At 40.3% G+C, this 25,457-nt stretch carries 33 protein-coding genes and 2 pseudogenes; 4 read left to right on the forward strand and 31 right to left on the reverse strand.

All coding sequences use genetic code 11. The features are described from left to right. Window positions 1-27: 27 nt before the first annotated feature. Window positions 28-1,755, forward strand: a pseudogene (gene rnr / locus V5M36_RS13490) (ribonuclease R); the annotation flags it as partial. Between the two features lie 40 nt (window positions 1,756-1,795). On the opposite strand, the gene V5M36_RS13495 reads toward rnr, so the two are convergent. Continuing rightward, window positions 1,796-2,518: a hypothetical protein gene (locus V5M36_RS13495; RefSeq protein ID WP_338559903.1), complete on the reverse strand. Its 723-nt coding sequence runs from the start codon at window positions 2,516-2,518 to the stop codon at window positions 1,796-1,798. A gap of 154 nt (window positions 2,519-2,672) precedes the next feature. Here V5M36_RS13495 and V5M36_RS13500 point away from each other — a divergent pair, with 154 nt between their 5' ends. After that, entirely contained in the window at window positions 2,673-4,712 is a 2,040-nt protein-coding gene (locus V5M36_RS13500; protein ID WP_445206277.1) for a M3 family metallopeptidase, read from the forward strand. 34 nt (window positions 4,713-4,746) lie between these two features. Beyond that, a complete protein-coding gene (locus V5M36_RS13505) occupies window positions 4,747-4,959 on the forward strand; it encodes a YheV family putative zinc ribbon protein (protein ID WP_338559905.1) in 213 nt (70 codons plus the stop codon). Between the two features lie 223 nt (window positions 4,960-5,182). Here V5M36_RS13505 and V5M36_RS13510 read toward each other — a convergent pair whose 3' ends face one another. From V5M36_RS13510 to V5M36_RS13530, 5 genes are all read right to left on the reverse strand, one after another. Continuing rightward, window positions 5,183-7,402, reverse strand: coding sequence for a TRAP transporter large permease subunit (locus V5M36_RS13510; protein ID WP_338559907.1), 2,220 nt, complete (start codon window positions 7,400-7,402; stop codon window positions 5,183-5,185). A 279-nt stretch (window positions 7,403-7,681) separates the two neighbouring features. Then, window positions 7,682-8,284, reverse strand: a complete 603-nt coding sequence (gene rrtA / locus V5M36_RS13515; protein ID WP_338559909.1) for a rhombosortase — start codon at window positions 8,282-8,284, stop codon at window positions 7,682-7,684. Between the two features lie 139 nt (window positions 8,285-8,423). Then, window positions 8,424-9,491 carry a hypothetical protein gene (locus V5M36_RS13520; RefSeq protein ID WP_338559911.1) on the reverse strand — a complete coding sequence of 356 codons (1,068 nt, stop codon included), beginning with the start codon at window positions 9,489-9,491 and terminating at the stop codon, window positions 8,424-8,426. A gap of 537 nt (window positions 9,492-10,028) precedes the next feature. After that, on the reverse strand, window positions 10,029-10,343 hold the full coding sequence (locus V5M36_RS13525) for a protein YgfX (RefSeq protein WP_338559913.1): 315 nt from the start codon (window positions 10,341-10,343) through the stop codon (window positions 10,029-10,031). 61 nt (window positions 10,344-10,404) lie between these two features. Further along, window positions 10,405-10,665 carry an FAD assembly factor SdhE gene (locus tag V5M36_RS13530; RefSeq protein WP_338559915.1) on the reverse strand — a complete coding sequence of 87 codons (261 nt, stop codon included), beginning with the start codon at window positions 10,663-10,665 and terminating at the stop codon, window positions 10,405-10,407. Between the two features lie 195 nt (window positions 10,666-10,860). Between V5M36_RS13530 and V5M36_RS13535 the strand changes: the two genes are divergently transcribed. Further along, window positions 10,861-12,033 (forward strand): acyl-CoA dehydrogenase family protein, encoded by a 1,173-nt coding sequence (locus tag V5M36_RS13535; RefSeq protein ID WP_338564232.1) that lies wholly within the window; start codon window positions 10,861-10,863, stop codon window positions 12,031-12,033. 143 nt (window positions 12,034-12,176) lie between these two features. Here V5M36_RS13535 and V5M36_RS13540 read toward each other — a convergent pair whose 3' ends face one another. The 25 genes and pseudogenes from V5M36_RS13540 to rplB form a co-directional block, all read right to left on the reverse strand. Continuing rightward, window positions 12,177-13,667 carry a flavin-containing monooxygenase gene (locus tag V5M36_RS13540; protein ID WP_338559917.1) on the reverse strand — a complete coding sequence of 497 codons (1,491 nt, stop codon included), beginning with the start codon at window positions 13,665-13,667 and terminating at the stop codon, window positions 12,177-12,179. A 183-nt stretch (window positions 13,668-13,850) separates the two neighbouring features. Further along, window positions 13,851-14,216: a 50S ribosomal protein L17 gene (gene rplQ / locus V5M36_RS13545; protein ID WP_067661602.1), complete on the reverse strand. Its 366-nt coding sequence runs from the start codon at window positions 14,214-14,216 to the stop codon at window positions 13,851-13,853. Between the two features lie 18 nt (window positions 14,217-14,234). Then, the gene (locus V5M36_RS13550; RefSeq protein WP_067661604.1) at window positions 14,235-15,242 is read right to left on the reverse strand and encodes a DNA-directed RNA polymerase subunit alpha; all 1,008 of its coding nucleotides are present in this window, start codon (window positions 15,240-15,242) and stop codon (window positions 14,235-14,237) included. Between the two features lie 17 nt (window positions 15,243-15,259). Then, entirely contained in the window at window positions 15,260-15,886 is a 627-nt protein-coding gene (gene rpsD / locus V5M36_RS13555) for a 30S ribosomal protein S4 (protein ID WP_067661606.1), read from the reverse strand. A 12-nt stretch (window positions 15,887-15,898) separates the two neighbouring features. Continuing rightward, entirely contained in the window at window positions 15,899-16,285 is a 387-nt protein-coding gene (gene rpsK / locus V5M36_RS13560; RefSeq protein WP_004281491.1) for a 30S ribosomal protein S11, read from the reverse strand. Window positions 16,286-16,304: 19 nt separating this feature from the next. Then, a complete protein-coding gene (gene rpsM, locus V5M36_RS13565; protein ID WP_004650467.1) occupies window positions 16,305-16,661 on the reverse strand; it encodes a 30S ribosomal protein S13 in 357 nt (118 codons plus the stop codon). A 105-nt stretch (window positions 16,662-16,766) separates the two neighbouring features. Then, on the reverse strand, window positions 16,767-16,883 hold the full coding sequence (rpmJ, locus tag V5M36_RS13570) for a 50S ribosomal protein L36 (protein WP_000867907.1): 117 nt from the start codon (window positions 16,881-16,883) through the stop codon (window positions 16,767-16,769). Window positions 16,884-16,905: 22 nt separating this feature from the next. Then, window positions 16,906-18,225 carry a preprotein translocase subunit SecY gene (gene secY / locus V5M36_RS13575; RefSeq protein WP_338564234.1) on the reverse strand — a complete coding sequence of 440 codons (1,320 nt, stop codon included), beginning with the start codon at window positions 18,223-18,225 and terminating at the stop codon, window positions 16,906-16,908. Between the two features lie 45 nt (window positions 18,226-18,270). Further along, window positions 18,271-18,711, reverse strand: coding sequence for a 50S ribosomal protein L15 (gene rplO, locus V5M36_RS13580; protein WP_338559927.1), 441 nt, complete (start codon window positions 18,709-18,711; stop codon window positions 18,271-18,273). A gap of 3 nt (window positions 18,712-18,714) precedes the next feature. After that, window positions 18,715-18,891 carry a 50S ribosomal protein L30 gene (gene rpmD / locus V5M36_RS13585; RefSeq protein ID WP_005012961.1) on the reverse strand — a complete coding sequence of 59 codons (177 nt, stop codon included), beginning with the start codon at window positions 18,889-18,891 and terminating at the stop codon, window positions 18,715-18,717. A 6-nt stretch (window positions 18,892-18,897) separates the two neighbouring features. Further along, the gene (gene rpsE / locus V5M36_RS13590) at window positions 18,898-19,395 is read right to left on the reverse strand and encodes a 30S ribosomal protein S5 (RefSeq protein ID WP_086195763.1); all 498 of its coding nucleotides are present in this window, start codon (window positions 19,393-19,395) and stop codon (window positions 18,898-18,900) included. A gap of 2 nt (window positions 19,396-19,397) precedes the next feature. Next, window positions 19,398-19,748: a 50S ribosomal protein L18 gene (gene rplR / locus V5M36_RS13595; protein ID WP_067661622.1), complete on the reverse strand. Its 351-nt coding sequence runs from the start codon at window positions 19,746-19,748 to the stop codon at window positions 19,398-19,400. Between the two features lie 14 nt (window positions 19,749-19,762). Next, the gene (gene rplF / locus V5M36_RS13600) at window positions 19,763-20,296 is read right to left on the reverse strand and encodes a 50S ribosomal protein L6 (RefSeq protein WP_338559934.1); all 534 of its coding nucleotides are present in this window, start codon (window positions 20,294-20,296) and stop codon (window positions 19,763-19,765) included. 13 nt (window positions 20,297-20,309) lie between these two features. Then, window positions 20,310-20,705: a 30S ribosomal protein S8 gene (gene rpsH / locus V5M36_RS13605; RefSeq protein ID WP_338559935.1), complete on the reverse strand. Its 396-nt coding sequence runs from the start codon at window positions 20,703-20,705 to the stop codon at window positions 20,310-20,312. Between the two features lie 11 nt (window positions 20,706-20,716). After that, complete coding sequence (rpsN, locus tag V5M36_RS13610; RefSeq protein WP_067762906.1) at window positions 20,717-21,022, reverse strand: 30S ribosomal protein S14; 306 nt, start codon at window positions 21,020-21,022, stop codon at window positions 20,717-20,719. A gap of 9 nt (window positions 21,023-21,031) precedes the next feature. Then, the gene (gene rplE, locus V5M36_RS13615) at window positions 21,032-21,568 is read right to left on the reverse strand and encodes a 50S ribosomal protein L5 (protein ID WP_067726643.1); all 537 of its coding nucleotides are present in this window, start codon (window positions 21,566-21,568) and stop codon (window positions 21,032-21,034) included. 16 nt (window positions 21,569-21,584) lie between these two features. Beyond that, window positions 21,585-21,902 carry a 50S ribosomal protein L24 gene (gene rplX / locus V5M36_RS13620; RefSeq protein WP_338559940.1) on the reverse strand — a complete coding sequence of 106 codons (318 nt, stop codon included), beginning with the start codon at window positions 21,900-21,902 and terminating at the stop codon, window positions 21,585-21,587. Window positions 21,903-21,913: 11 nt separating this feature from the next. After that, window positions 21,914-22,282, reverse strand: coding sequence for a 50S ribosomal protein L14 (gene rplN / locus V5M36_RS13625; protein WP_067661634.1), 369 nt, complete (start codon window positions 22,280-22,282; stop codon window positions 21,914-21,916). Between the two features lie 92 nt (window positions 22,283-22,374). Beyond that, window positions 22,375-22,632 (reverse strand): 30S ribosomal protein S17, encoded by a 258-nt coding sequence (gene rpsQ / locus V5M36_RS13630; RefSeq protein ID WP_067661636.1) that lies wholly within the window; start codon window positions 22,630-22,632, stop codon window positions 22,375-22,377. Beyond that, window positions 22,629-22,826 carry a 50S ribosomal protein L29 gene (gene rpmC / locus V5M36_RS13635; RefSeq protein WP_338559945.1) on the reverse strand — a complete coding sequence of 66 codons (198 nt, stop codon included), beginning with the start codon at window positions 22,824-22,826 and terminating at the stop codon, window positions 22,629-22,631. The genes rpsQ and rpmC overlap by 4 nt, the downstream gene beginning before the upstream one ends. Beyond that, window positions 22,826-23,239, reverse strand: coding sequence for a 50S ribosomal protein L16 (gene rplP / locus V5M36_RS13640; RefSeq protein WP_338559947.1), 414 nt, complete (start codon window positions 23,237-23,239; stop codon window positions 22,826-22,828). Before rplP ends, rpmC begins: the two co-directional genes overlap by 1 nt. Next, a pseudogene (gene rpsC, locus V5M36_RS13645) lies at window positions 23,179-23,995 on the reverse strand (30S ribosomal protein S3). Before rpsC ends, rplP begins: the two are co-directional and overlap by 61 nt. A gap of 1 nt (window position 23,996) precedes the next feature. Continuing rightward, window positions 23,997-24,326: a 50S ribosomal protein L22 gene (gene rplV / locus V5M36_RS13650; protein ID WP_338559950.1), complete on the reverse strand. Its 330-nt coding sequence runs from the start codon at window positions 24,324-24,326 to the stop codon at window positions 23,997-23,999. Window positions 24,327-24,335: 9 nt separating this feature from the next. Next, window positions 24,336-24,611, reverse strand: a complete 276-nt coding sequence (rpsS, locus tag V5M36_RS13655; protein ID WP_004281508.1) for a 30S ribosomal protein S19 — start codon at window positions 24,609-24,611, stop codon at window positions 24,336-24,338. A gap of 19 nt (window positions 24,612-24,630) precedes the next feature. Beyond that, window positions 24,631-25,455 carry a 50S ribosomal protein L2 gene (gene rplB / locus V5M36_RS13660; protein WP_116761960.1) on the reverse strand — a complete coding sequence of 275 codons (825 nt, stop codon included), beginning with the start codon at window positions 25,453-25,455 and terminating at the stop codon, window positions 24,631-24,633. Window positions 25,456-25,457: the final 2 nt, after the last annotated feature.

Consider the following 25,457-nt stretch of genomic DNA (forward strand, 5'->3'; position numbering starts at 1 on the left):
CAGGAATAGCTTTCTGCAACAAAGCCATTTCCTGATGAAGTGATTAAAGACGCAGAAAGTTTTAAAGAGCCGAATGCAAAAGATCGTGAAGGTCGTATCGATCTCCGTGATTTAGCTTTAGTGACCATTGACGGCGAAGATGCTCGTGACTTTGATGATGCCGTCTATGCTGAAAAACGTCCGGGTGGTGGTTACCGCGTGGTCGTCGCGATTGCAGACGTGAGTCATTATGTCCGTTTAGACAAACCATTGGATAATGAAGCGCAAGATCGTGGTACATCAGTGTATTTCCCACATTTTGTACTGCCAATGCTACCTGAAGCACTGTCTAATGGCTTATGTTCGCTGAATCCACATCTAGACCGTCTATGCATGGTGTGTGATTTGAATTTATCACGCGCCGGTAAAGTAACAAGCTATCAGTTTTATCCATCTGTAATGCACTCAAAAGCACGTTTGACTTACACTCAAGTGGCTGAGTATTTAGATGGTAAAAGTGATGCAATTCCAGAAGATCGCGCAGTGCGCAAGTCTGTCAATACGCTCTTCCAACTCTATCAAGTACTCAAAGGCTTACGTGCAGAACGTCATGCCATGGAATTTGAAACAGTTGAAACCTATATGACTTTTGACGACTTAGGCGGAATTAAAGAAATTCTGCCACGTAGTCGTAATGAAGCACATAAACTGATTGAAGAATGTATGTTGCTTGCCAACGTTGCAGCTGCTGAATATGCATTGAAAAATGAAATTCCAATGCTGTACCGCATACATGAGCCACCAGAGTTCTCACGTATTCAAAAAGTTCGTGATTATGTGAAGTTGTTAGGCTTAACATTCCCAGAACAACCGACGCAAAAAGATTACCAAGCTGTGATCGAGGCAACCAAAGACCGTATAGATGCGCCAAGCATTCATGCTGTTCTGTTACGTTCTATGATGCAAGCGTATTATGGACCGAACAATGCAGGACATTTTGGTTTGGCTTATGATGCCTATACGCATTTTACCTCGCCAATTCGTCGCTACCCTGACTTGTTATTACATCGTGCGATTAAAGCGCATTTAAAACAAAAGCCTTCACCGCTATCTGGTGGCGCTTTAGAAGAAGCGGGTTCACACTTCTCTGTAACTGAACGCCGTGCAGATGAAGCATCACGCTCAGTAACCACTTGGTTAAAGTGTCATTATATTAAACAGCATATTGGTGAAGAATTTGTTGGCACCATCAGTGCGACTGCTGAATTTGGATTGTTTGTCACGCTTAAAGATTTATATGTCGATGGTATGGTACATGTCAGCCAACTCGGCGATGATTTCTTTGTCTTTGATCAAGCCAGCCAAAGCTTAGTTGGACAAAATCGTGGTCAAACATTTAGTCTCGGTGATGAAGTCCGCATTAAGGTTGCAGGTGTCAATCTTGAAGAGCGTAAAATCGATTTCCAATTGATTCAACAGTTGTCACATGCAGGACGTCCTATTCGTAGTCGTGCACCGCGTGTTGCTCAACCAAGAGCAACCACCAAAGAGGAAGTCTTTAATAAACTTTTTGATGAACGCCCTAAATCAGCTGAAAATGAAACAGCTGAACGACCCGTTCGTAAGAAAAAACCAAAGACTAGTTCGACTGATTTCTCAAAGAAACCTGAGAAAAAGCCTGTTGTAAAATCGGCTGAAGCGAAAGCAAAAGACAAAGCTAAGAAAAAAGCAAAAGCCAAGAAAAAGAAATCTAATGCGAAACCAAAACCTGAGTAAGCATTGGATTGACATAAAGAGAGCTTAGGCTCTCTTTTTTTTAAAATTTATCTATAGCTTTTGTGCCAGGATGATCTAAAATCATTGTGTCTTGGGGACGCACAACTGAATTTAAAATTATAAACTTTCTCTTTATAAAAGCTTTTTCCTCTAGAGATCTAACTATTCTTAAATAATCCTCCTCATGCTTAATCTGGGTAAGTTTTGAGATATAAGAGTTTTTTTCAAGATCAGTGAGATCATCAGCATTTACTTTTAATAAATAATAGAAATAATTAGTCGATTCAGATACATATCGATTCACCATTAAGTTGTAACTTAAACTTGTCAATACCAAAAAAAGAACAATTGAACTGAGCAAAATATTAACATTTGAAAGAATTAATGTTTGTTTCTTTAAGTTGAGAGTTTCTTTTTCTAAAGCCACTAAGGAAAGCTGATTTTTTTCACTCAATACTTCTGTTTTTATATGTTTTCTACTTATGAAGCTTACCGTAATAATTATGATTGAAATAATAGAAAAAAATGCAATGCTAAGAGACATTAGAATATAAAGTACTTGTTGTTGGTAAAGTTGATCATTGCTGAGTGCTATTTGTTGATAAATAGTATGATTAAAGCTCAAAGAATAAGATGTAAACCAAGAAATTATTTTGTTAGAAAAAGAAGAAAAAATAGACGTAAAAATAGACATCAGAACTGTAACAATTAAACCAATTAATACATTACGTACAAGTTCATTATTATTTTTTAAATTCATCATTGATTCTCTTATATAAATAATTTCTTCTAAAATCGAAGCACTTTAATAAGCTTCATTTGCCCATAAATTATATTTCATTTTCTACTAAGCTTGTATTTACGGATTAACACCCTAACATATAAATATAACTTATTTAATAATTCGGCATAAATCTATGACATTAGAAAAGGCAACATTGCCTGTACCACAATTTTATCAAATTACCTTAGAACAACTTAAAGCTGATATTCAGCAAGTGATTGAAAATGGTCAAACCTTTATTGCCGAATTACAACAGGTCCCAGAAAGCGTTCAAGAACAACTGCAAATTTTAGAAAAAATCGATACTCTTGAAAATCAAATGAGTGAGTCTTGGGGCGTATTATCCCACCTCAATGCTGTTATGAACAACGCTGAAACACGTGAAGTTTATCAAGCACTTCTACCTAGTTTAAGCGAATACTATACTCAGTTGGGTCAACACACGGCGCTTTATCAAACCTATCAACACGTTCATGATGATGCTGTATTTACGACTCTTTCAGCAGCACAACAAAGTGCCATTAAATTAGCATTACGTGACTTCAAACTATCAGGTGTAGCACTCGAAGGCGAAGCAAAAAAACGCTATGCTGAAATTTCTGCACGTTTATCTCAATTGGGATCTGACTTTTCAAATCACGTTTTAGATGCAACTCAAGCCTATTTCAAACCCTTATCAGAAGAGCAACTCAAGGGTTTACCTGAAAGCAGCATTGAACTGTTAAAACAATACGGTCAGCAACGTGAACTTGAACAAGCCGTTGCAACTTTAGACATCCCCTCATACATCGCGATTATGACCTATGCGGAAGACCGTGCACTCCGTGAAGAGCTATTTAAAGCCTATACAACACGTGCATCAGATCAATCTGCACAACCAGAATTTGATAACACACTCGTTATGGAAGAAATTCTGAGTCTACGTCAAGAGATGTCTACGTTATTAGGTTTTGACAACTTTTCAGAATATTCATTGGCCAGCAAAATGGCGCCGAGCGTTGCAGCAGTAGATCAATTTTTAGTTGAACTTGCTGAACATGCTCGTACCCCAGCACAAAAAGAAATTGAAGAACTCAAAAGTTTAGCTGCCGAGCACGGCATCACAGAACTACAACCGTGGGATACCACTTACTATTCTGAAAAGCTAAGAGTTCAACAATTCAACTTGTCTCAAGAAGCCTTAAAACCTTACTTCCCGACCCCTCGCGTGATTCAGGGCTTATTTAAAATTGTGAACCGAATTTACGGAATCAACGTCGTTGAACGTGAGGCACCTGTTTGGCATAAAGATGCGCATTATTATGAGTTGGAAGATAACGGTAATGTTGTCGGCGGTTTTTATTTCGACTTATATGCCCGTAGTGGTAAACGTGGCGGCGCATGGATGAGCGGCTTCCGTTCAAGAATGCAAACACAAGAGGGTTTACAGAAACCGATTTGCTATATGGTCGGTAACTTCACGCCGCCAGTAGGCGAGCAACCTGCACTACTCACCCATGATGAAGTCATCACCCTGTTCCATGAATTTGGTCATGGTTTACATCACCTGTTAACTGAAGTGGATCATATTTCTGTGGCTGGAACCCATGGTGTGGCTTGGGATGCGGTTGAACTTCCAAGTCAATTCATGGAGTTCTGGGCATGGGACAATGAAAGTTTAGCGCTTATTAGCGAACACATTACAACGAAGCAACCACTTCCGGCTGATTTATTAAAAGCCCTATTGGATGCGCGTTTCTTCCAGTCAGGTATGCAAACTTTACGTCAAATTGAATTTTCATTATTTGACTTAGGTATTCATAAACAAAATCCTGCTTTAGATGCAACTAAAATTCAAGCAACGCTCGATGAGATTCGTCGTAAATTCTCTGTCTTGCCAACCACAGCGTATAACCGTTTCCAAAATAGTTTCAGTCATATATTTGCAGGTGGTTATGCTGCTGGCTACTATTCGTATAAATGGGCAGAGGTTTTAGCCAGCGATGCCTTCGATCGTTTTGAGAATGAAGGTATTTTCAACGTGGAAACGGGTAAAGAATTCCGTCAAGCTGTTCTTGCGGTCGGTGGTAAAGATACCGCATTAGATGCATTTATTCGCTTTCGTGGCCGCGAACCTAAAATTGATGCGTTATTACGCCACCAAGGTTGGACGACAACATCCAAAAGCGCTTAAACTAGAATACTTCATGAAATTAAGGTGAATTATTATGTCGATCAGACGTCGTTTCATTGCAGGCGCGAAATGTCCGAAGTGTGAAGCTATGGATCGAATTGTAATGCTCACCTCTGGCGATGCAGAATGGATCGAATGCGTTGAATGTGACTATGCTGAAAATAGACCGACACAGATAGAAGAACCCGCTGAACCTGAAGTGGCAGATGAAATTGGAGTCATTCAATTTAAACCCCGCTCAAAGTAAGATTTGTTCGTTTAATATAAAAAAGCCACCCTAGAACGGTGGCTTTTTTATATGGAAATATTGATGTCGAACTCTTGATATTGAACTATTGATGTTGAACTCTGAATAAAGAGTTCTTATTAGAAATTTTAATACAGAACAAAAATTCCTTTCTACATCACAAAACACCATAAGCACTCGAAAGTGCTTATGGTTTTGAGTTATCTCATTTTAATGCTTTTTATTAATGATACCATCCGAATAATTTGAAGATATACGGTCCATAAGCAACGATCAACATCGCAGGAATCATCACGATTAACGGCAAGATCCATCGTTCAAATCTATAATAGAACGACATTCCTCTAACTTCGGCATCAGCAGCAGCAACTTCATCATCGCCAATTGATTGCCTCGCCAATAGATGGTTCAAGGCGACTGGCGGCGATACATAACCCAACTCAAAGCCAATCAAAGCGATCATCCAGAAATGCACAGGATCGATACCATAACCATATGCAACTGGGGCCACGGTGGCAGAGATCAAGATCACAGCACCAAATGGATCCATAATCATCCCGACAAACACCATCAAACATACAATTAGTGTGATGACGATGTAGATATTACTAATATCTGTTGGGAAGTGTTCCATCAACTCGATACGCTCTAGATAACCACCAACACTCACAGAAAGTGCCATGAGAATCACAAGAGCACCGATATGTCCTACAGTTTCACTTGCAGAGAGATGAATCGACTGCCATAAGCTCACCTTACGCTCTGGATTATTCGGGCTATCTTGTTGTGCAATTTTCTCTGCAGGAAGCTTAGCCTTTTCTGCCTCTTTCTCGATTGAAACACTACTTAAGGTCGTATCCCAATGACCAACCGCTGCCAATGGCGCAGGTTGATGACGCAATTTTTCATATAACACCATGATCAGCAAAATGATTGGCATCATGACAGGTGCAGTAAACTCATTTAAGTTTGTCGCTAAAGCATATTTATAGAATAACCAAACGCTTAGGAATACTAAGATATAAGGTATGGTCGCTAAAAGCGCTTTACCTGAGCGTGGAATAGCTTCTGCTGGAGAGGCAATACGGAATTTCTGCTCAGCGAAAAATAAGGAAATAACCAAGAATAACGTCGATGTAATTAAGAATACATACAGACCATATTGATAAAGTAAATCTGTCGTCACTTCTTTATTCAGTGACGCCACAACTACAATCAATAAACATGGACGAAGTACGACACCTAAAGAACCTGACATGGCAGCTGTCGCTAAAGCAAACTGTCTACGACCTCCAGCATTCCAAACCTCTTTATAAATGATTGCACCCGCTGCAATCACGAAAATACCCGATGCGCCTGTATAAGCCGTAGGTAAAGCAGCCGCAAGAAGAATCAACCAAGTCAAGGTTTCTGGCGCTAAGTTCCAAGGTCTTAAAATATTTAGAAACTTATCGATAATCAGGGTTTGCTTAAGCAACATACCTGCCCAAATAAACAAAGCAAGATTCAGGAAGATCGAAGAGAACTCAACCAACTGTCCTAAATAAATTCCCTGTCCCATTGGATAATCCATCAGGAAGGTGAAATTAAATCCAGTAATGATGGCCATATAGGCATATAGCGGAATCGCTAAAAATGCTAATCCTAATTTACCTTCAGTTTTGGCTTCTTTCGGTATAAAAAATAAATGACAAATACTGATTAAGGTTAATATTGAAAATAGCGTCATCCACAGCCAATAGATGATATTCATTTCTAGCGTCGGCGGAACACCTGAATTAAGAACAGAGTTGTATTGACTGATTGAAGAACTGGTCAGGAAACCGTTACCCAACACCATTGCAATCGCATACACACGATAATCAATGCGACTACTTGGACCACGTAAACCAATATGATGAACTTTTAAAGTGGCTGTAATCGCAGCTAAAACCACCATAATGATAAGTAGCACAGCTTTATTGTCTGAGCCAAACTGGAAAATGCCAAAGAAGGTCGTTTCCATAGTACGATAAGGACGAATCGTTGGATGTTCATCCAAGTACTTGATCGAACGATCATAAAAGGCAAATTTTTCTTCGCAAAGTTGCTGTCCAGCCAGTACCGACTGACGCACATCTGCTTCAGAAGTTGTTCCAAAAATATCTGCGAATTCATTATTCGCATTACTTTCCATTTGAGTTTTTACAAGCGCATCAATATTCGCATTGCGATCACAGGATGGCGATTGTGGTTCTGCACGTAGAAAAGAATACTGCATTCCCGTCTTAGGATCACCATACAAGTTTTCACCCAAGCGCAACATCTGCCCATGGATCATTTCACCTGTACCAATGATCAATGTCAGTAATAGCAGGAGTAATATGGTAAATGCTGAAATCCACTCAGTCCAAATATGACTCAGTAGGCCCAATCCTGACTTTTTTTTAGTTGGTTTTTGCATTGTTTTTCCATTTTTATATATCCGCTATACGTCACGTGTACAGCTAATTATTGATGCTAAATCTAGACAATCCATCTGTCTAATATTTATCACCATTATCCTCTTTAGAATTTGCCTTGTTTTTAACTTTTTTATAATGACTTCTTTACTCATTTTATATAAAAAAATGTCAATTTAAGAATAGATCACTAATGATGATCATATCCTTAAGATTTGAATAGATCTATGTATGGTCGCTAAAATATTGTTAATTCTTTAGTATTTAAACCGTTTTTCAGATCACTCATATTCTTTGGTCCGCTTAATGGATGCTTGAGTTTTAAAATACTCATAACTCATATAACCAAGCGCAAGTATTGCTCCCCAAATTAATCCCAATAAATGCGCTTCGATCAAAACAGTGCTGCCGATGAGTTGACTGACCTCAAGTGAACCAAATATATTTTCCCAAATAATTTTAGCGCTGATTAATACAATCACTAAAAGTGAAAATTTACGTTCTTTCGAGAATTTTAAAAAATAAAGCGCCACTGCAATATATAAACCATGCAAAACACCTGAGAGCCCAGCATAAGCCTCAATATGACTAAAATAATAATAAAAACTTAGACTAATCAGTGGTGGTAACAATAATAATAAAATGAAGAGATAACGGGTTTTTACATGAGGAAAAATAAAAGGCAAGCAGGCAAAGGCGATCATATTTAAAAAATAATGAATCCACCCTACATGTACCCAATGCGCAGTCCACCAACGCCATATTTCTTCAAAAAAACTAAATCGCCAATAAATAAAGACATGCTGAAAAACTTGCAAGCTCGCAGAGATACTCATACATATTGCAATGAAAAGTATTTTTTTTAATAAAGTCTGATCTTGCATATTTCAGTCCCTCATATTGAGCCCCTCATATAAGAAAAGAAGAGCAGTTACTCTTCTTTTCTATGAAACACCACTCATTCAAACTTCAAATGTTTTGACCTATATCCTAATAGATTCAAAAATATTTAAAGTTATATTGTTAGCTACCTGCATCCGATGGAGCATCACCTAATGGTAAGTCTTCAAACAAATCATCATCTGCAGATGTACCTTTATCATCCCAGAATCGAGAGAAACCATCATCCGCTGTACGAACACCTGTATTTTCTGTCCAATAACGATCAGAAATAGCTTGAACCATTTGGCCTGCCATTCCATCCAACAGTTTAAACTCTGGATTTACCGGAACATCTTCAGCTCTTGATGCCGCATAAGACTTTAATGCATCGCGAATTTTTGCATCATCGCCACTTGCTTGAGCCGCAACTGCATACAACGCATGAGATAAGCGTACACCTTTTTGTTCACCAATCTGCATCGATTGTTTAAGTGTTTGGTATGGATCTGGTTTCCCTGCATCTGCACCTGGTAACAATGTCCAAATTACAGCGCGAGTTGCATTAGGTACGCCCCAAAATTTGGTATTGTCTAGACAAGTCATGCCACGCTCGACGATCGCGGCGATGTCTTTAGGAACATTCACCTGTCCACCAGAGCTAATATCATTGGTCATGGACTGAAGACCACTCAACATTCCAAGTAAGTAAACCGTTTGATCTAAATTAGTTCGCATCTTTGGACATGAATCGCCTAAAGTATATTTGTATTTAGACTGCCAGCGCTCTGCAAAAAGTTGATAACCCGTATATTGACGCTGTGATGCGACTGCTGCCCAACGCTTTTGTTCAATACGCGCATCTTGCGCCTCTGTGACTTGCCCTGCTTTTGCTGCTCTTAAATATCTAAGCTCCGCATTCAATGCATTATTTTCTGCACACATTCCTGCAGCAGAATACAAAAGCACTGCCATACGGGTAGGATCCGCTCCCATATCCTTGGTTGCCATAATCACTGGCGTTAAAGCTGTGCCCTGATTACATGCCATATCCGTATCACTCATCGCGAGGATCGGTGGAACAATATGTTTTTCACTGAAACCTAGTGCGATATTTGCCCCAGATTTAACTGCATACGAACAACCAGATAGAACACTGGTCGTGAATGCTGCGGTAAAAATCAATTGACTGATTTTATGGACTTTAGACATATCCTGTCCTCTATATAATAATTGTTTGAAATCCTTTCAATTTAAAATATCAGAATGATTATCTGATGAAAAGGAATAATACCCTCATTTCAATCTCTTAAGTCTGTCATTGATCGGATCATAAAAAATTGACCTGTTAATCTTATTATTCAAATTTTAGGCAAAAAAAAGTAGCATTGCGACGGTTCGGCGCAAGCTACTTATTAAACACAAAACCCTCGAAAGAGTTAATTTAGTTTAGATTTTTATGCTCTAATCGTTCCCTCAGCACAGTTCCTAGTCTCCCTACTATGATTGCCATAAATACGGCAACGACTAGAAACAACCACATTTGAATTTCAGTCATTAGAAATTTCTCATTTGCTGTTGGTATATTTAATGTACTGTAAAAAATAATAATTTCTAAAAAAATTGTTAGACAATCAATATTGTATTCATTCTAGTCGGACAGATTGATGATAAAAAGAGACAAAACATTCCAAATTATTGTTTTTTAATATAAATAAAAATATTGTATATAAGTTTTTTGTTAGACAATTAGTTTAGATTTATCCGTATCAACAGTTTTTTCCATGCTTTTTTATCGAGTTGATCCTTCCAAATCACAATATTTTTAGGTTTATCTCTCTCAAAATATAAGACGACATAAAAATAATGGTCAATTGTATTAGTTAAAATAGCACGTTGAATTTTGGATTGATTTCGATATTGAATGGACCATTCATCATATTCAAGTTGTTCAATTTTCTGCACATTAATTTTATTTCTATAAATAGACCAAACAAGGCACATCAATAAAAATGAAATCAACCACAACCAAAAACTGATTAAGACAAATAAAAGACTATTCATGATTAAAAAACAAATAAGCTGAAACACAGTCGCTATTCGACTGTGTTTCAACGCATAGCTTTCATTCACCATGTACATAATTTTTAAGTTTTTGAATAAATTCTCGCAACTCAGGACGTGGTGGTTCAGATACTTCCATAAACCAATCCAACAGATCTGGATCTTCTTGATCAACCAACTCTGCAAACATTAACTTTTCACTTTCATCTGCCTGAAAATAATATTGCTTTACATAGGGATCAAAATAAACATCAATTTCCTTTAAACCACGACGTGCACGATAGATGACTTTTCGTTCTTCTAGTGTGAGTTCATCGAACATTGTAATCCCCTAATCCTATTCAAACATATATTTACAAGTAGTTTAACCGAAGCAAAGCACATTATGTTTGAAATAATGTTCGACTGACCAAACAGCTCATTTTCAAGCTTTAAATGAGCATTCATCGCATTGTAGCAGTCTGAGATATGGCTTACTTTCAAACACAACCTAAGAACAGAAATGGATCTACACGTCATGCAAGCTGCTGCAATTCGCCCTTTAGCCAATATGTTGCCACGTAAATTATTAAATGCTGAACATGAAGCATTTCGTGAAACCGTACGAAAGTTTTATCAAAAAGAAGTCGTTCCAAATATAGAAAAATATGAGTCTCAACAACATGTTGACCGTGATCTTTGGAATAAAGCGGGTGAAATGGGTTTACTCTGCACCACCATGCCTGAAGAATATGGTGGCTATGGTGTGGATCGTCTTTACAGTATGATTTTAATCGAAGAACAAGCTTATGCGATGGATTCATCCACTGGCTTTTCTTTACACTCTGATATTGTCGCGAATTACTTAAATAATTTTGCCAACGAAGATCAAAAAAAGTACTGGCTTCCTAAAATGGCATCAGGTGAAGTCATTACAGCCATAGCCATGACTGAACCAGGAACTGGATCTGATCTTCAAGGGGTTCGTACTTCTGCTGTGCTTGAAGGTGATGAATACGTCATCAATGGTTCAAAGATCTTTATTACCAATGGTTACTTATGCGACATGGTGATTGTGGTTTGCAAAACAGGTAATAGTGAAAAAGGTTCTGCAAATTTATCCCTCTTTATCGTTGAAGCAAACCGAGCTGGCTTCTCAAAAGGTAAACCGCTCAATAAAATTGGTATGAAAGGTCAAGATACCTGTGAATTATTTTTTGATAATGTCCGAATTCCAAAAGAAAACTTAATTGGTGCTGAAGGCATGGGCTTTATTATGCTCATGAAAGAATTGGCATGGGAACGTATGTTGGTTGCTATTATTTGCCAAGCAGGTGCTGAAGCTGCATTTGCACATACTGTTCAATATACCAAAGACCGTAAAGCCTTTGGTAAAGCGATTGGTGGATTCCAAAACACTCGCTTTAAATTGGCAGAAATGCGTACAGAAATTGATTTTTGCCGCGCCTATTTAGACAGATGTATGGAGCTACAACTTGAAGGAAGCTTAGGTATTGACGCTGCAGCTGCAGCAAAATATAAAATCTCTGAGATGTTTTCAAAAGTCGTAGATGAATGCTTACAACTTCATGGTGGTTATGGTTATATGCTGGAATATCCAATCGCACGCGCTTATATTGATAACCGTGCTAATCGTATTTATGCAGGTACCAATGAAATTATGAAAGAGTTGATTTCACGCTCATTGTAAAACAGAATAAATAGAATGATTTTTGTTAAAGTCGAATTTTTCAAAATTGCGTTTGTTTAAAGTTGATTTTGCTTAAAATACATAAGTAAAAAAATAAAAAAAGGAGCATAACGCTCCTTTTTTTATTGCTTAATACACAAGGCTTAAGAGACGAGTTTTGGTTTACGTTCTGAATGTTTTTCTAATTTTGAAAATTTTAAAATTCCATCATTAAACTTCGCATTTTTAAGATCTTTACGATCCGTTAAATAGTTATGCGTTGCCATCCAGGGAGCTTTACTACCCTGTTTAGGTAATTGAGCCGCAGCACGTGCAATATAACCTGAACTCATCTCACCCATCACTGTTTCATCTAGGATTGCAGTATGGTCAGTAGGTGCAATCACTTCGTCAAAGCCATTTTTTTCCATATATTTAAACAAGCGACAAATATAATCGGCAACGACATCAACTTTCAGTGTCCATGATGCATTTACATAACCAATGACCATTGCCATATTAGGTATATCACTCACCATCACACCGTTATAAAGCATATGTTCGCTGGTATTGAGTGGTTTATTATCGATTGTTGCTTTAATACCACCCATAATTTGAATTTCAAGACCTGTTGCAGAAACAATAATATCGGCTTCTAAATGCTCTCCAGATTTTAACTGAATTCCCGTCTCAGTGAATTTTTCAATGTGATCAGTTGCAATACTTGCCTTACCTGCACGTAGAATCTTAAACAAATCACCATCTGGAACCACACATAAACGCTGATCCCAAGGGTCATAACTTGGTGTAAAGTGTTTCATATCCACTTTACCCTTCAGTTGTACTTCAACTGATTTCAACAACAAGCTGCGTACCAATTTAGGTTGGCTTTTTGACAAGGCAAATATCGCGCGTTGCAAACCAATATTACGTGCTCGAGTCAACTTATAAGCCATATCTTCTGATAAAAACTTACGCGACTTATCATAAACAAAATCAATAGAAGGTACTGAAGCGATATAGGTTGGTGAACGTTGTAACATCGTCACATGTCCCACACCCGTTTTTGCTAGCGCTGGAACGAGTGTAATCGCTGTAGCACCACTTCCAATAATGACGACTTTTTTGCCTGCATAATCTAGATTTTCAGGCCAAAATTGTGGGTGAATAATTTGACCTTTGAACGCTTCTTGATTCGGAAAATCAGGCTGAAATCCTTGATCATAATTATAATAACCTGTACACCCAATCACAAAATTGGCAATCCAAGTTTGTATTTTTTGTTGAGCATCTTCAATCTGAACAATCCATTTCTTTATCGAAGAATCATAGTTTGCTGCCAGTACCCGATGTTCAAAATGAATTTTATCTTTAATATTATATTCTTCAACCACTTCACCCAAGTATCCTTTGATTGAAGCGCCATCTGCAAGGACATTGGCTTTTTGCCAAGGTTTAAAATTATAACCAAAAGTAGACATATCTGAATCGGAACGTATGCCCGGATATTTAAAGAAATCCCAAGTCCCGCCATAACTTTTACGACGTTCAATAATGTCATAACGACGATTAGGATTATTTTTAGTTAAATGCGCTGCAATACCAATTCCTGAGATACCAGCACCAACAATAAGAATATCAACTTGCTTTTCCATTTTTTTTATTACCTTTATTAATACATTTTTATTTAAACATATTTTTGACAATACACAATGTCAAGTTTGTATTTTTTAACTTTTATTTATATCATTTTGGGTCAAAATCAAAAATTGTCAGACAATAAAAAAGGTCGACTAAAAGTCGACCTTTTTTGAACAACAGAAGTTATTCATACGAAATTATTTAACTTCGCGATCTACTAGCTCAACGTAAGCCATCGGTGCAGCATCACCTGCACGGAAGCCCGCTTTAAGAACACGTAGATAGCCGCCGTTACGTTCTTTATAACGAGGGCCAAGAACTGTAAATAATTTACCTACAGTTACTGCTGAACGAGTACGAGCAAACGCTAAACGACGGTTTGCTACAGAATCGACTTTAGCTAAAGTGATTAAAGGCTCAGCAACACGACGTAATTCTTTTGCTTTAGGAACAGTTGTTTTAATTAACTCGTGTTCGAACAAAGAATTAGCCATGTTTTGGAACATCGCTTTACGATGACTGCTTGTACGGCCTAATTTCACACCACTATTACGATGACGCATGGTGATAGTCCTACTTAATTAACGGCTACGATAGGCAAAGCGATCGTCCATGCGTAAACTAGCTGGTGGCCAGTTTTCTAAACGCATTCCGAGTTGCAAGCCTTTCGAAGCCAGAACATCTTTAATCTCAGTCAACGATTTTTTACCTAAGTTAGGAGTTTTTAATAACTCAACTTCAGTACGTTGAACAAGATCACCGATGTAGTAAATATTTTCTGCTTTCAAACAGTTAGCAGAACGAACAGTAAGCTCTAGATCATCTACTGGACGAAGCAATATTGGATCAACTTCTTCACGAGGTTCTTGAGCAACTGGAGCTTGATCTTTCTGAAGATCAACAAAAATTGCAATTTGTTGTTGCAAGATTGTTGCCGCTTTGCGGATTGCTTCTTCTGGATCAACAGTACCATTTGTTTCAAGATCAATGACCAATTTGTCAAGATCCGTACGTTGTTCTACACGAGCATTTTCAACTGTGTAAGACACACGCTTGATAGGGCTATAAGAAGCATCTAACTGTAAACGACCCACAGGGCGAGTTTCGCCTTCTGGGAAACGTGAGTCAGAAGTCTCATATCCACGACCTTGAACAACTTTCAAGCGCATTTTTAATGAGCCTGATGCACTTAACGTGCCGATCAAATGTTCAGGGTTAATCACTTCAACATTATGAGGTAAACGAAGGTCAGCTGCAGTTACGTCACCTGCCCCTTGTTTCTCTAATGTTAAATATGCTTCATTTTGATCGAACAGCTTAATAGACAATCCTTTAAGGTTCAGCAAGAGCTCGACGATGTCCTGCTGCAAGCCTTCTAAAGTACTGTACTCGTGCTCGACGCCTTCAATCTCTACTTCTACCACAGCAGCGCCAGGTAGAGATGATAGAAGGATACGACGTAAAGCATTACCTAAGGTGTGACCAAAGCCACGCTCTAAAGGTTCTAGAATCACTTTTGCCGAGGTCCCGCTTGCCGCTTCGACCTTGATCGCTTGCGGAGTTAGAAACTCGTTTGCAGTACGCGTCATTATTGCTACCTCAAGGATTATTTAGAATACAATTCAACAATCAAGCTTTCATTGATTTCAGCAGGTAAATCAGAACGATCTGGTGCAGATTTGAATGTACCTTCTAACTTAGTATGGTCAATTTCCATCCAAGCAGGAGTTCCACGCTGAGCAGCTAATTCAATTGCGTTCTTAATACGTAATTGAGACTTAGAGCTCTCATGTACTGCAATCACATCGCCCGCTTTCACTTGAATAGACGCGATGTTAACACGACGACCATTCAAAGTAATGCTGCGGTGAGATACAAGCTGACGAGCTTCTGCACGTGTAGAACCAAAGCCCATGCGATAAACAACGTTATCAATACGGCTTTCAAGCAATTTCAACAAGTTTTCACCTGTTGCGCCTTTAACACGAGCAGCTTCTTTGTAGTAGTTACTAAATTGACGTTCTAACACACCGTACATACGACGTACTTTTTGTTTTTCACGTAATTGTAGTGAGTACTCAGATTGTTTGCTACCACGAGCTCCGCCGTGTTGGCCAGGAGCTTTCGCATGTTTTTTTGTCTTAACATCAAACGGTTTAACGCCTGACTTAAGTTGCAGGTCTGTCCCTTCGCGGCGAGAGAGTTTGCATTTTGGACCAATATAACGAGCCATGAATGATTCTCCTTAGACGCGACGTTTTTTAGGTGGACGGCAACCGTTGTGCGGGATTGGCGTCACATCGGTAATGCTGTTAATTTTATAACCCACTGCACCTAAAGCACGTACCGCAGATTCACGACCTGGACCAGGACCTTTTACAAGGACATCCAAGTTTTTCAAACCGTAGTCTAAAGCTGCTTTACCAGCAACTTCAGCAGCTACCTGAGCAGCGAACGGAGTTGATTTACGTGATCCACGGAAGCCTTGTCCACCAGAGGTAGCCCAAGCCAGTGCATTACCTTGACGATCGGTAATAGTCACAATGGTGTTATTAAAAGAAGCGTGAATGTGTGCAACACCTTCAGAGACGGTACGAGTGACCTTCTTGCGTGCGCGTGTATCTTTAGCCATCTTTTAGCTTCCAGAAATCTTATTTCTTAATCGGTTTGCGCGGACCTTTACGGGTACGTGCGTTAGTTTTGGTGCGTTGTCCGCGGACAGGCAAGCTGCGACGATGACGAAGACCGCGGTAGCAGCCTAAATCCATTAAACGTTTAATGTTCATGGAAATTTCGCGACGTAAATCACCTTCGGTCGGAACCTTAGTAATTTCTGCACGAATCGCATCAAGCTGAGCGTCATCTAATTCGCGAATCTTAGTAGTAGTAGCGATACCAACAGCCGCTAAGATGTTCTTAGCAGTATGGCGACCAATACCAAAGATATACGTAAGAGAGATAACAGCATGCTTGTTATCCGGAATGTTTACACCGGCAATACGAGCCATTCACTTTCTCCAAAAAGGCAGTAGATATGATCAACCGCCCGACAAAATCTTGAGGGGCGGATAATAACCTAATTAGCCTACTGAAATCAACAGGTCTTGATTAGATTAACCTTGACGCTGTTTATGACGAGGTTCTGCGCTGCAAATTACGCGAATAACCCCATTACGACGGATAACTTTACAGCTACCACAAATTTTCTTTACAGAAGCTTGAACTTTCATAATGAAACCTTTCTAAGTGCGCTTATCCTTTCGGATGAGCAGTCGTTTTACTCATTAGTGTTTGATTATCATATTGACGTGAAGTGAGATGGGCCTGTAGCTGAGCCATAAAGTCCATCACAACAACGACTACGATTAACAGTGATGTTCCACCCAAATGAAATGGAATACCAAAAGAACTTTGCAGTACCATCGGCATTAAACATATAACTGTAATATAAATCGCGCCAATAAAAGTTAAACGACTAAGAATATGATCTAAATAACGAGCAGTTTGCTCACCTGGGCGTATACCTGGTACATATGCACCGCTGCGCTTTAAATTCTCTGATACCTCTTTAGGACTGAACACAAGTGCAGTATAGAAATAACAGAAGAAAATAATTAACGCACCGAAGAGCACTAAATACAAAGGCTGACCAGGCGATAAAACTAATGCCAAATCTTGTAGTGAACGCTTTACAATTCCTGCGCTTGGATCAGCACTGCCTAACCATTGACCTAAACTTGCAGGGAACAACAATAATGAACTCGCGAAAATTGCTGGAATTACCCCTGCCATGTTAATTTTCAATGGCAAATGAGTCTGTTGTGCAGTAAATACTCGACGACCTTGCTGCTTTTGAGCATAGTTTACAGGTATACGACGTTGTGCCTTTTCAATGAACACAATAGCTGCCAAAACAGCCAAAGATAACAGACCAAATATAGCAATACCAATCAAGCTAGACTGACCATTTTCCACAAGGGTAAATGATTGAATAACCATGCTTGGCAAACCCGCCACAATCCCGGCAAAAATGATCATAGAGATACCATTACCAACACCACGTTCGGTAATTTGTTCTCCTAACCACATTAAGAACATGGTACCTGCAACTAATGACGTTAGCGCTGGAATATAAAAAGCTAAACCTGACGTAAAGGTAATCCCTTGACTAATCAGACCAGCACACATCCCGATACCTTGCACGATTGCAAGAAATAACGTGCCGTAACGCGTATATTGGTTGATCTTGCGCTTACCCTGCTCGCCTTCTTTCTTTAATGCTTCCAGCGAAGGAACCACCGAAGACATCAACTGCACAATAATAGATGCAGAGATGTACGGCATAATTCCTAACGCAAGAATGGACATTCGTTCCAATGCCCCACCAGAGAACATATTAAACAAACCAAGGAATGTACCTTGATTTGCATTAAAAAAACGTTCTAAAGCGACATTATCAATACCTGGCAGCGGAATATGCGCTCCTAGCCTAAAGACAACCAATGCACCAACTAAAAACATTAATCGGCGTATGATTTCACGATATTTCACGTGAAATGGCTGACCCTTCATCATGTGAACATGACCAGCAGAACTAGGAGACATAGACACTCGCGATTACTCCTCGACTTTACCGCCAGCAGCTTCTAGAGCAACTTTAGCGCCTTTAGTCAATGCAACACCTTGAACAGTGAATGCACGAGTGATTTCACCAGAAAGAACGATACGCGCACGAATCATATCTTTACGTACAACATTCGCAGCTTTTAAAGTTTCAAGTGAAACAATATCACCTTCAACTTTATTAAGTTCTGATAAACGTACTTCAGCCGTTTTCAAAGCCAATTGGCTAGTGAAACCGAATTTTGGTAAACGACGGTACAATGCAGTTTGACCACCTTCGAATCCTGGACGAACACCGCCGCCAGAACGTGAAGTTTGACCTTTCACACCACGACCACCAGTCTTACCAACGCCAGAGCCGATACCACGACCTTTACGTATATTATTACGTTTTGCACCTTCAGCAGGTGCTAGTTCATTTAAACGCAGAGTCATGGCTTACTCCTCTACACTAACCATATAGTAGACTTGGTTGATCATACCGCGGTTAGAAGGTGTATCTTGCACTTCTACTGTATGACCAATACGACGCAGACCTAAACCTTTCAAGCTCAGTTTGTGATTTTTCAAACGATGAGAAGAAGATTTAGTCTGGGTAACTTTAATCGTTTTCATGATTGATTACCCTTGAATTTGTTCTACTGAAAGTCCACGTTTCGCAGCGACTTTCTCAGGAGAAGTCATATCACGCAAACCTTTGAAAGTTGCGTTAACTACGTTAGCAGCATTAGTAGAACCATAACATTTTGTCAACACGTTGTGTACGCCAACAGCTTCTAGAACTGCACGCATAGCACCACCAGCAATTACACCAGTACCTTCAGAAGCAGGTTGCATGTAAACGCGGCTTGCACCGTGACGAGCATTAATAGGGTGTTGTACAGTACCGTTAACAAGTTCAACGGTAATCATGTTACGACGTGCAGCTTCAAGTGCTTTAGAAATAGCAGCTGGAACTTCACGTGCTTTACCACGACCAAAACCTACACGACCATTACCATCACCAACCACAGTCAATGCTGTGAAAGAGAAGATACGGCCACCCTTAACAACTTTGGCTACACGATCAACGGCAACCAGCTTTTCAACAAGACCTTCGTTTTGTTCAACTTTAGCCATGATTAGAACTCCAAGCCGTTTTCACGAGCAGCATCAGCCAAGGCTTTGATACGACCATGATATTTAAAGCCAGAACGGTCAAATGCAACCTTAGTTACGCCAGCCGCTACAGCACGTTCTGCGATTAAAGCACCAACTTTAGTAGCTGCATCAACGTTACCGGTAGAACCGCTACGTAAAGATGCATCTAAAGTAGAAGCTTGCGCTAATACTTTGCCACCATCTGCTGAAATTACTTGAGCGTAGATGTGACGCGGAGTGCGGTTTACACACAAACGAGTCGCACCCAATGCACGGATGTGCAAGCGTGTGCTTTTCGCACGACGCAAGCGGGTTTGTTTCTTTTCGTTCATTAGAACCTCGCGCCTTATTTCTTCTTAGCTTCTTTACGAAGAACAACTTCATCCGAATAACGAACACCTTTACCTTTATAAGGCTCTGGCTCACGATAAGAACGGATATTTGCAGCTGCTTGACCCAACAAATGTTTGCTTGCTGATTTCAAAATGATTTCAGTAGCAGTTGGAGTTTCAGCAGTTACACCTTCAGGAAGTTTGTAATCGATTGGATGTGAAAAACCTAGGTTAAGATGAACAACGTCACCTTTAACCGCAGCTTTATAACCAACACCGATCAGTTGTAACTTACGTTCGAAGCCTTCACTAACACCTTTAACAAGGTTGTTAAGTACAGCGCGAGCTGTACCAGCTTGCATCCAAGCGTCTTTCGACTCTTTAACTGGAGCAACTTGAAGATTACCTTCTTCCTGTTTAAGCTCGACCAGCGCATGCAGGTTGAAAGACAATGTACCTTTAGTGCCTTTCACTTCGACCTGCCGGCCGTTCTGAGTAACTGTTACACCGTTAGGTACAGTTACTGGGGCTTTAGCCACACGAGACATGAGGAATCACCTATTAAGAAACAAAAGCAATAACTTCACCACCGATGCCCGCAGCACGTGCAGCGCGATCAGTCATGATGCCTTTGCTTGTAGAAACAATTGCAACACCTAAACCTTGCTTAACGCTCGGAAGTGCATCTTTACCGCGATACTGACGTAGACCTGGACGGCTTACGCGTTTCACAGTTTCGATAACTGGTTTGCCTTCGAAATACTTTAATGTAATTGTCAAAGTAGGTTTGCCGTCATTTTCAGCTACTTCTACATTTGCAACATAACCTTCAGATTGAAGTACGCTAGCGATAGCAACTTTCAACTTCGAGTTAGGCATAGAAACAGTTTGTTTCTTAGCCATTTGTGCGTTACGAACACGGGTTAACATGTCGGCAACGGTATCTTGCATACTCATCTAGTCGCTCCTTACCAGCTTGCCTTAACAACGCCCGGTACATCACCTTGCATTACTGTTTCACGTAATTTGTTACGGCTTAAGCCGAACTTACGGAAGTAACCATGAGGACGACCAGTTAAACCACAACGGTTACGTAAACGTACTGGAGATGCATTACGTGGTAATGCTTGAAATTTCATCATCGCTTCGAAACGTTCTTCGTCTGATGCATTAACGTTTGCAATAATTGCTTTTAATTCAGCACGTTTTGCAGCGTATTTAGCAACAGTAGCTTCGCGTTTCAATTCGCGATTAATCATACCTTTCTTAGCCATATCGACCTCTTATTTGAACGGGAAGCCGAATGCACGCAATAGCGCACGGCCTTCGTCATCGGTGCGAGCAGTCGTAGTAACGGTAATATCCATACCACGAATACGATCAATCTTATCAAAGTCGATTTCAGGGAACATGATCTGTTCCTTTAAACCCATTGAATAGTTACCACGACCATCGAATGATTTCGCAGAAAAACCGCGGAAGTCACGAATACGAGGAATCGCAATAGAGATCAAACGGTCTAAGAATTCGTACATACGTTCGCCGCGTAAAGTAACTTTACAACCAATCGGCCAACCATCACGGATTTTGAAACCAGCGATAGATTTGCGAGCTAAAGTAAGAACTGGTTTTTGACCAGCAATTGCTTGCATATCTGAAAGAGCGCCATCTAACAATTTTTTGTCAGCTGATGCAGCACCAACACCCATGTTGATGGTAATTTTAGTAATGCGAGGAATTTCCATCACATTCTTAACGCCCAATGTTTCTAACAATTGAGCTTTAAGTTCTTCGTTATAACGTGTTTTAAGTCTGGCCATAGCCTAATTCAACCTATTACTTCGCTACCGCCACTGATTCACCAGTTGACTTGAAGATGCGAGTTTTCACGCCTTCAGTTACTTGGTAACCAACACGGTCAGCCTTTTGGGTTGTAGCATTAAAAATTGCCACGTTAGAGATATGAAGCGTAGCTTCCTGTGTAACGATAGCGCCTTCAGCACCCGTTGCACGGTTCGGCTTCTGATGCTTCTTCACCAAGTTGAGGCCTTCAACCACAACACGGTCAGTAGAAACAGACAAAACAACACCTTGTTTGCCTTTTTCTTTACCTGCGATCACAATTACTTGATCGCCTTTTTTAATCTTAGCCATGATTGCCTCTATTATAGAACTTCAGGAGCCAATGAAATGATTTTCATGAACTGTTCAGTACGAAGTTCACGAGTCACTGGTCCGAATATACGAGTTGCAATCGGTGCTTTGTTGGTGTTCAAGATAACTGCAGCATTATCATCAAAACGGATCACAGAACCATCTGAACGACGAATACCAAATTTCGTACGAACCACAACCGCATTCATCACGTCGCCTTTTTTAACACGGCCACGCGGAATAGCTTCTTTTACAGTAACTTTAATAATGTCGCCAACAGAAGCATAACGACGGTGTGAGCCACCAAGTACTTTAATACATTGTACGCGGCGAGCACCACTGTTGTCTGCTACGTCGAGCATACTTTCGGTTTGAATCATTGCCCTACTCCAAAACCGAGCAACACCGGTCGAAATTTCGAAAGGCTCAAAGAGTACTCGAAATTGACCGATGATGCAACAGAAACGTCTAATTACTCAGCAGCTGCTTCAATTACTTCAACTAAAGTCCAAGACTTAGTTTTAGAGATTGGGCGGCTTTCTTTGATTGTTACAACATCGCCAGTTTTAGCTGTGTTGTTTTCATCATGAGCGTGTAATTTTGTTGAACGGCGAATTGATTTGCCATACAACGGATGTTGAACGCGGCGTTCGATAAGAACAACGATAGATTTTTCCATCTTGTCGCTTACTACTTTGCCTGTTAACGTGCGAACTGTTTGCTCACTCATTGTGCGTTCCCCTGTTTTTCGGTAAGGAGGGTCTTAATACGAGCAATAGTCTTACGAGTAACTGCAACTTCGTGCGATTTACCCAATTGACCAGTTGCTTTAGCCATACGAAGACGGAATTGGTTAAGCTGTTGCTCATCAAGCAAAGCTAGCAATTCTTCTACCGACTTTTCACGTAGATCTATAGTTTTCATTACATTACCGTCCGAGTCACGATAGCCGTTTTAAACGGAAGCTTAGCAGCAGCAAGCGCAAACGCTTCGCGCGCTAACTCTTCGCTCACACCGTCCATTTCGTACAGGATCTTACCTGGTTTGATTTCACAAACCCAATATTCCACAGAACCTTTACCTTTACCCATACGAACTTCTAATGGTTTTTCAGTAATTGGTTTGTCAGGGAATACGCGGATAAAGATTTTACCACCACGTTTAACACGACGGCTAATCGTACGACGCGCAGCTTCAATTTGACGTGAAGTCATACGACCACGGCTAATTGCTTTAAGTGCGATAGTACCAAAAGATACCGTGCTACCGCGATGCGCTAGACCAGTGTTACGGCCTTTCTGCACTTTACGGAATTTAGTACGTTTAGGTTGCAACATGGATTATTCTCCTTTTTCAGCAGAACGATCATTGCGACGACCACGACGCTCCTGACCTTCACCACGACCACGACCGCGCTTAGCTGGACGTTCGTCAGCAGGAGCAGGGTTCATGACTTGTTTCATGCCACCTAAGATCTCGCCACGGAATACCCAAACTTTTACACCAATCGTACCGTAAGTAGTTTCAGCGCGAACAGATGAGTAATCGATGTCAGCACGAAGTGTATGCAAAGGTACACGACCTTCACGATACCATTCAGTACGTGCAATCTCAGCACCACCTAGACGACCAGAAACTTCGACTTTAATACCTTTAGCACCAGCACGCATAGAGTTTTGAACCGCACGCTTCATAGCACGACGGAACATTACACGTTTTTCTAATTGAGAAGCGATTGCTTCACCAACTAGACGAGCGTCTAAATCTGGGCGATCAATTTCATTGATGCTTACTTGTGCAGGAACACCCATAATAGATGTTAATTCACGTTGTAATTTCTCAATATCTTCGCCTTTTTTACCGATAACGATACCAGGACGAGCAGTGCTAATAGTTACTTTAGCAGCGCCTGTAGGACGTTCGATAAGAATATGGCTTACCATCGCATTCTTAAGTTTTTTATTCAAAAACTCACGAACTTGAAGATCTTTAAGCAAATATTCAGCATATTGTTTCGGACTCGCATACCAGTTAGCGTTATGACGTTTCACAACACCTAGGCGGATACCGATTGGATGAACCTTCTGACCCATATCAAACCCCTACCTTAACGGTAATGTGACAAGTACGCTTAGTAATACGATCTGCACGGCCTTTAGCACGTGGCAAAATACGTTTAAGGCTAGTGCCTTCATCAACGTAAATCGTAGAAACTTTAAGGTCGTCTACATCTAAACTGTTATTATGTTCAGCGTTTGCAATTGCAGATTCCAATGCTTTTTTAACAATCACTGCAGCTTTTTTGTTGCTGAAGTTCAAGATATTAAGCGCGTGAGCAATAGATTTGCCACGGATTAGATCTGCAACCAAACGAGTTTTTTGTGCCGAGATAGCGGCACCGCGTAATTTAGCAGTAACTTCCATCATAGCACCTTAACGTTTAGATTTCTTGTCAACACCGTGACCACGATAGGTACGAGTTGGCGCGAATTCACCGAGTTTATGACCAACCATATGTTCAGATACAATCACCGGAACATGGTTACGACCATTATGGACAGAAATTGTTAAACCAACAAAATCCGGGAGGATCATCGAACGACGCGACCAAGTTTTGATCGGCTTACGGTTATTAGCCGCGATAGCCGCTTCAACCTTAGCGAACAAGTGCGCATCGACGAATGGGCCTTTTTTCAGAGAACGAGGCATTGTCAGATTCCTTTACTTGTTACTTAACGCGACGGTCGCGAATGATCATCTTAGTCGTACGCTTATTGGTACGTGTTTTGTACCCCTTAGCTTTTTGACCCCATGGGCTTACAGGTTGAATACCTTTGTTACGCCCTTCACCACCACCATGTGGATGGTCAACTGGGTTCATCGCCATACCACGAACGGTAGGACGAACACCACGCCAGCGAGCTGCACCAGCTTTACCGAGTGAGCGAAGGTTGCTTTCTTGGTTAGAAACTTCACCAAGAACTGCACGGCATTCAACGTGAATTTTACGCATTTCGCCTGAACGTAAACGAACAATAGCGTAAGAACCGTCACGACCCAACAACTGAACTGAAGTACCAGCAGAACGAGCTAATTGCGCGCCTTTACCGATTTTAAGTTCGATGTTGTGAAGAGTAGAACCGATAGGCATGTTGCGAAGTGGCAAGCAGTTACCTGGACGAATTGGAGCATCGTTACCAGACTGTACTTTATCACCAGCGCGAAGGCCTTTAGGAGCGATGATATAACGACGCTCACCATCAGCATACAAAACTAAAGCAATGTGTGCAGTACGGTTAGGATCGTATTCGATACGCTCTACAGTTGCAGGAATACCATCTTTGTTACGTTTAAAGTCAACTAGACGGTAATGCTGCTTATGACCGCCACCAACGTGACGAGTCGTAATGTGACCGTTGTTATTACGACCACCTGTACGTTTTTTAGCTTCAACCAACGGTGCATAAGGCGCGCCTTTGTGAAGATGGTCGTGAACGACTTTCTCTACAAAGCGACGTCCTGGAGACGTTGGCTTACATTTTTGAATAGGCATAA

This window comes from Acinetobacter sp. KS-LM10, assembly GCF_036896575.1.
GTDB classification, from domain to species: Bacteria; Pseudomonadota; Gammaproteobacteria; order Pseudomonadales; family Moraxellaceae; genus Acinetobacter; species Acinetobacter avistercoris.

What these genes read in the sequence shown, in the direction of transcription:
- rplE (WP_067726643.1), bottom strand. Translation starts at nt 21,568, where the DNA reads ATGGCCAGACTTAAAACACGTTATAACGAAGAACTTAAAGCTCAATTG.
- rpmC (WP_338559945.1), bottom strand. Translation starts at nt 22,826, where the DNA reads ATGAAAACTATAGATCTACGTGAAAAGTCGGTAGAAGAATTGCTAGCT.
- V5M36_RS13510 (WP_338559907.1), bottom strand. Translation starts at nt 7,402, where the DNA reads ATGCAAAAACCAACTAAAAAAAAGTCAGGATTGGGCCTACTGAGTCAT.
- rpsH (WP_338559935.1), bottom strand. Translation starts at nt 20,705, where the DNA reads ATGAGTATGCAAGATACCGTTGCCGACATGTTAACCCGTGTTCGTAAC.
- V5M36_RS13495 (WP_338559903.1), bottom strand. Translation starts at nt 2,518, where the DNA reads ATGATGAATTTAAAAAATAATAATGAACTTGTACGTAATGTATTAATT.
- rpmD (WP_005012961.1), bottom strand. Translation starts at nt 18,891, where the DNA reads ATGAAAACGATTAAAGTTACCCAGACTAAATCTTCTTCTCATCGTTTG.
- V5M36_RS13505 (WP_338559905.1), top strand. Translation starts at nt 4,747, where the DNA reads ATGTCGATCAGACGTCGTTTCATTGCAGGCGCGAAATGTCCGAAGTGT.
- rpsE (WP_086195763.1), bottom strand. Translation starts at nt 19,395, where the DNA reads ATGGCTAAAGTTGAACAAAACGAAGGTCTTGTTGAAAAGCTGGTTGCC.
- rplF (WP_338559934.1), bottom strand. Translation starts at nt 20,296, where the DNA reads ATGTCTCGTGTGGCTAAAGCCCCAGTAACTGTACCTAACGGTGTAACA.
- rpsS (WP_004281508.1), bottom strand. Translation starts at nt 24,611, where the DNA reads ATGCCTCGTTCTCTGAAAAAAGGCCCATTCGTCGATGCGCACTTGTTC.
- V5M36_RS13550 (WP_067661604.1), bottom strand. Translation starts at nt 15,242, where the DNA reads ATGACGCGTACTGCAAACGAGTTTCTAACTCCGCAAGCGATCAAGGTC.
- rplP (WP_338559947.1), bottom strand. Translation starts at nt 23,239, where the DNA reads ATGTTGCAACCTAAACGTACTAAATTCCGTAAAGTGCAGAAAGGCCGT.
- rpmJ (WP_000867907.1), bottom strand. Translation starts at nt 16,883, where the DNA reads ATGAAAGTTCAAGCTTCTGTAAAGAAAATTTGTGGTAGCTGTAAAGTT.
- rpsQ (WP_067661636.1), bottom strand. Translation starts at nt 22,632, where the DNA reads ATGAGTGAGCAAACAGTTCGCACGTTAACAGGCAAAGTAGTAAGCGAC.
- rpsN (WP_067762906.1), bottom strand. Translation starts at nt 21,022, where the DNA reads ATGGCTAAGAAAGGTATGATTAATCGCGAATTGAAACGCGAAGCTACT.
- rplO (WP_338559927.1), bottom strand. Translation starts at nt 18,711, where the DNA reads ATGACTCTGCGTTTAAATGAACTAGCACCTGCTGAAGGTGCAAAACGT.
- rplN (WP_067661634.1), bottom strand. Translation starts at nt 22,282, where the DNA reads ATGATTCAAACCGAAAGTATGCTCGACGTAGCAGACAACAGTGGTGCT.
- rplB (WP_116761960.1), bottom strand. Translation starts at nt 25,455, where the DNA reads ATGCCTATTCAAAAATGTAAGCCAACGTCTCCAGGACGTCGCTTTGTA.
- rplX (WP_338559940.1), bottom strand. Translation starts at nt 21,902, where the DNA reads ATGGCTAAGATTAAAAAAGGCGATCAAGTAATTGTGATCGCAGGTAAA.
- rpsK (WP_004281491.1), bottom strand. Translation starts at nt 16,285, where the DNA reads ATGGCTAAAGATACACGCGCACGCAAGAAGGTCACTCGTACCGTCTCT.
- V5M36_RS13525 (WP_338559913.1), bottom strand. Translation starts at nt 10,343, where the DNA reads ATGAATAGTCTTTTATTTGTCTTAATCAGTTTTTGGTTGTGGTTGATT.
- V5M36_RS13500 (WP_445206277.1), top strand. Translation starts at nt 2,673, where the DNA reads ATGACATTAGAAAAGGCAACATTGCCTGTACCACAATTTTATCAAATT.
- rplV (WP_338559950.1), bottom strand. Translation starts at nt 24,326, where the DNA reads ATGGAAGTTACTGCTAAATTACGCGGTGCCGCTATCTCGGCACAAAAA.
- V5M36_RS13530 (WP_338559915.1), bottom strand. Translation starts at nt 10,665, where the DNA reads ATGTTCGATGAACTCACACTAGAAGAACGAAAAGTCATCTATCGTGCA.
- V5M36_RS13540 (WP_338559917.1), bottom strand. Translation starts at nt 13,667, where the DNA reads ATGGAAAAGCAAGTTGATATTCTTATTGTTGGTGCTGGTATCTCAGGA.
- rplR (WP_067661622.1), bottom strand. Translation starts at nt 19,748, where the DNA reads ATGAACGAAAAGAAACAAACCCGCTTGCGTCGTGCGAAAAGCACACGC.
- rpsD (WP_067661606.1), bottom strand. Translation starts at nt 15,886, where the DNA reads ATGGCTCGTTATATTGGTCCAAAATGCAAACTCTCTCGCCGCGAAGGG.
- rpsM (WP_004650467.1), bottom strand. Translation starts at nt 16,661, where the DNA reads ATGGCTCGTATTGCCGGTGTAAACATTCCGGATAACAAGCATGCTGTT.
- rrtA (WP_338559909.1), bottom strand. Translation starts at nt 8,284, where the DNA reads ATGCAAGATCAGACTTTATTAAAAAAAATACTTTTCATTGCAATATGT.
- rplQ (WP_067661602.1), bottom strand. Translation starts at nt 14,216, where the DNA reads ATGCGTCATCGTAATAGTGGTGTGAAATTAGGCCGTACAAGCAGTCAT.
- secY (WP_338564234.1), bottom strand. Translation starts at nt 18,225, where the DNA reads ATGAAGGGTCAGCCATTTCACGTGAAATATCGTGAAATCATACGCCGA.
- V5M36_RS13535 (WP_338564232.1), top strand. Translation starts at nt 10,861, where the DNA reads ATGCAAGCTGCTGCAATTCGCCCTTTAGCCAATATGTTGCCACGTAAA.
- V5M36_RS13520 (WP_338559911.1), bottom strand. Translation starts at nt 9,491, where the DNA reads ATGTCTAAAGTCCATAAAATCAGTCAATTGATTTTTACCGCAGCATTC.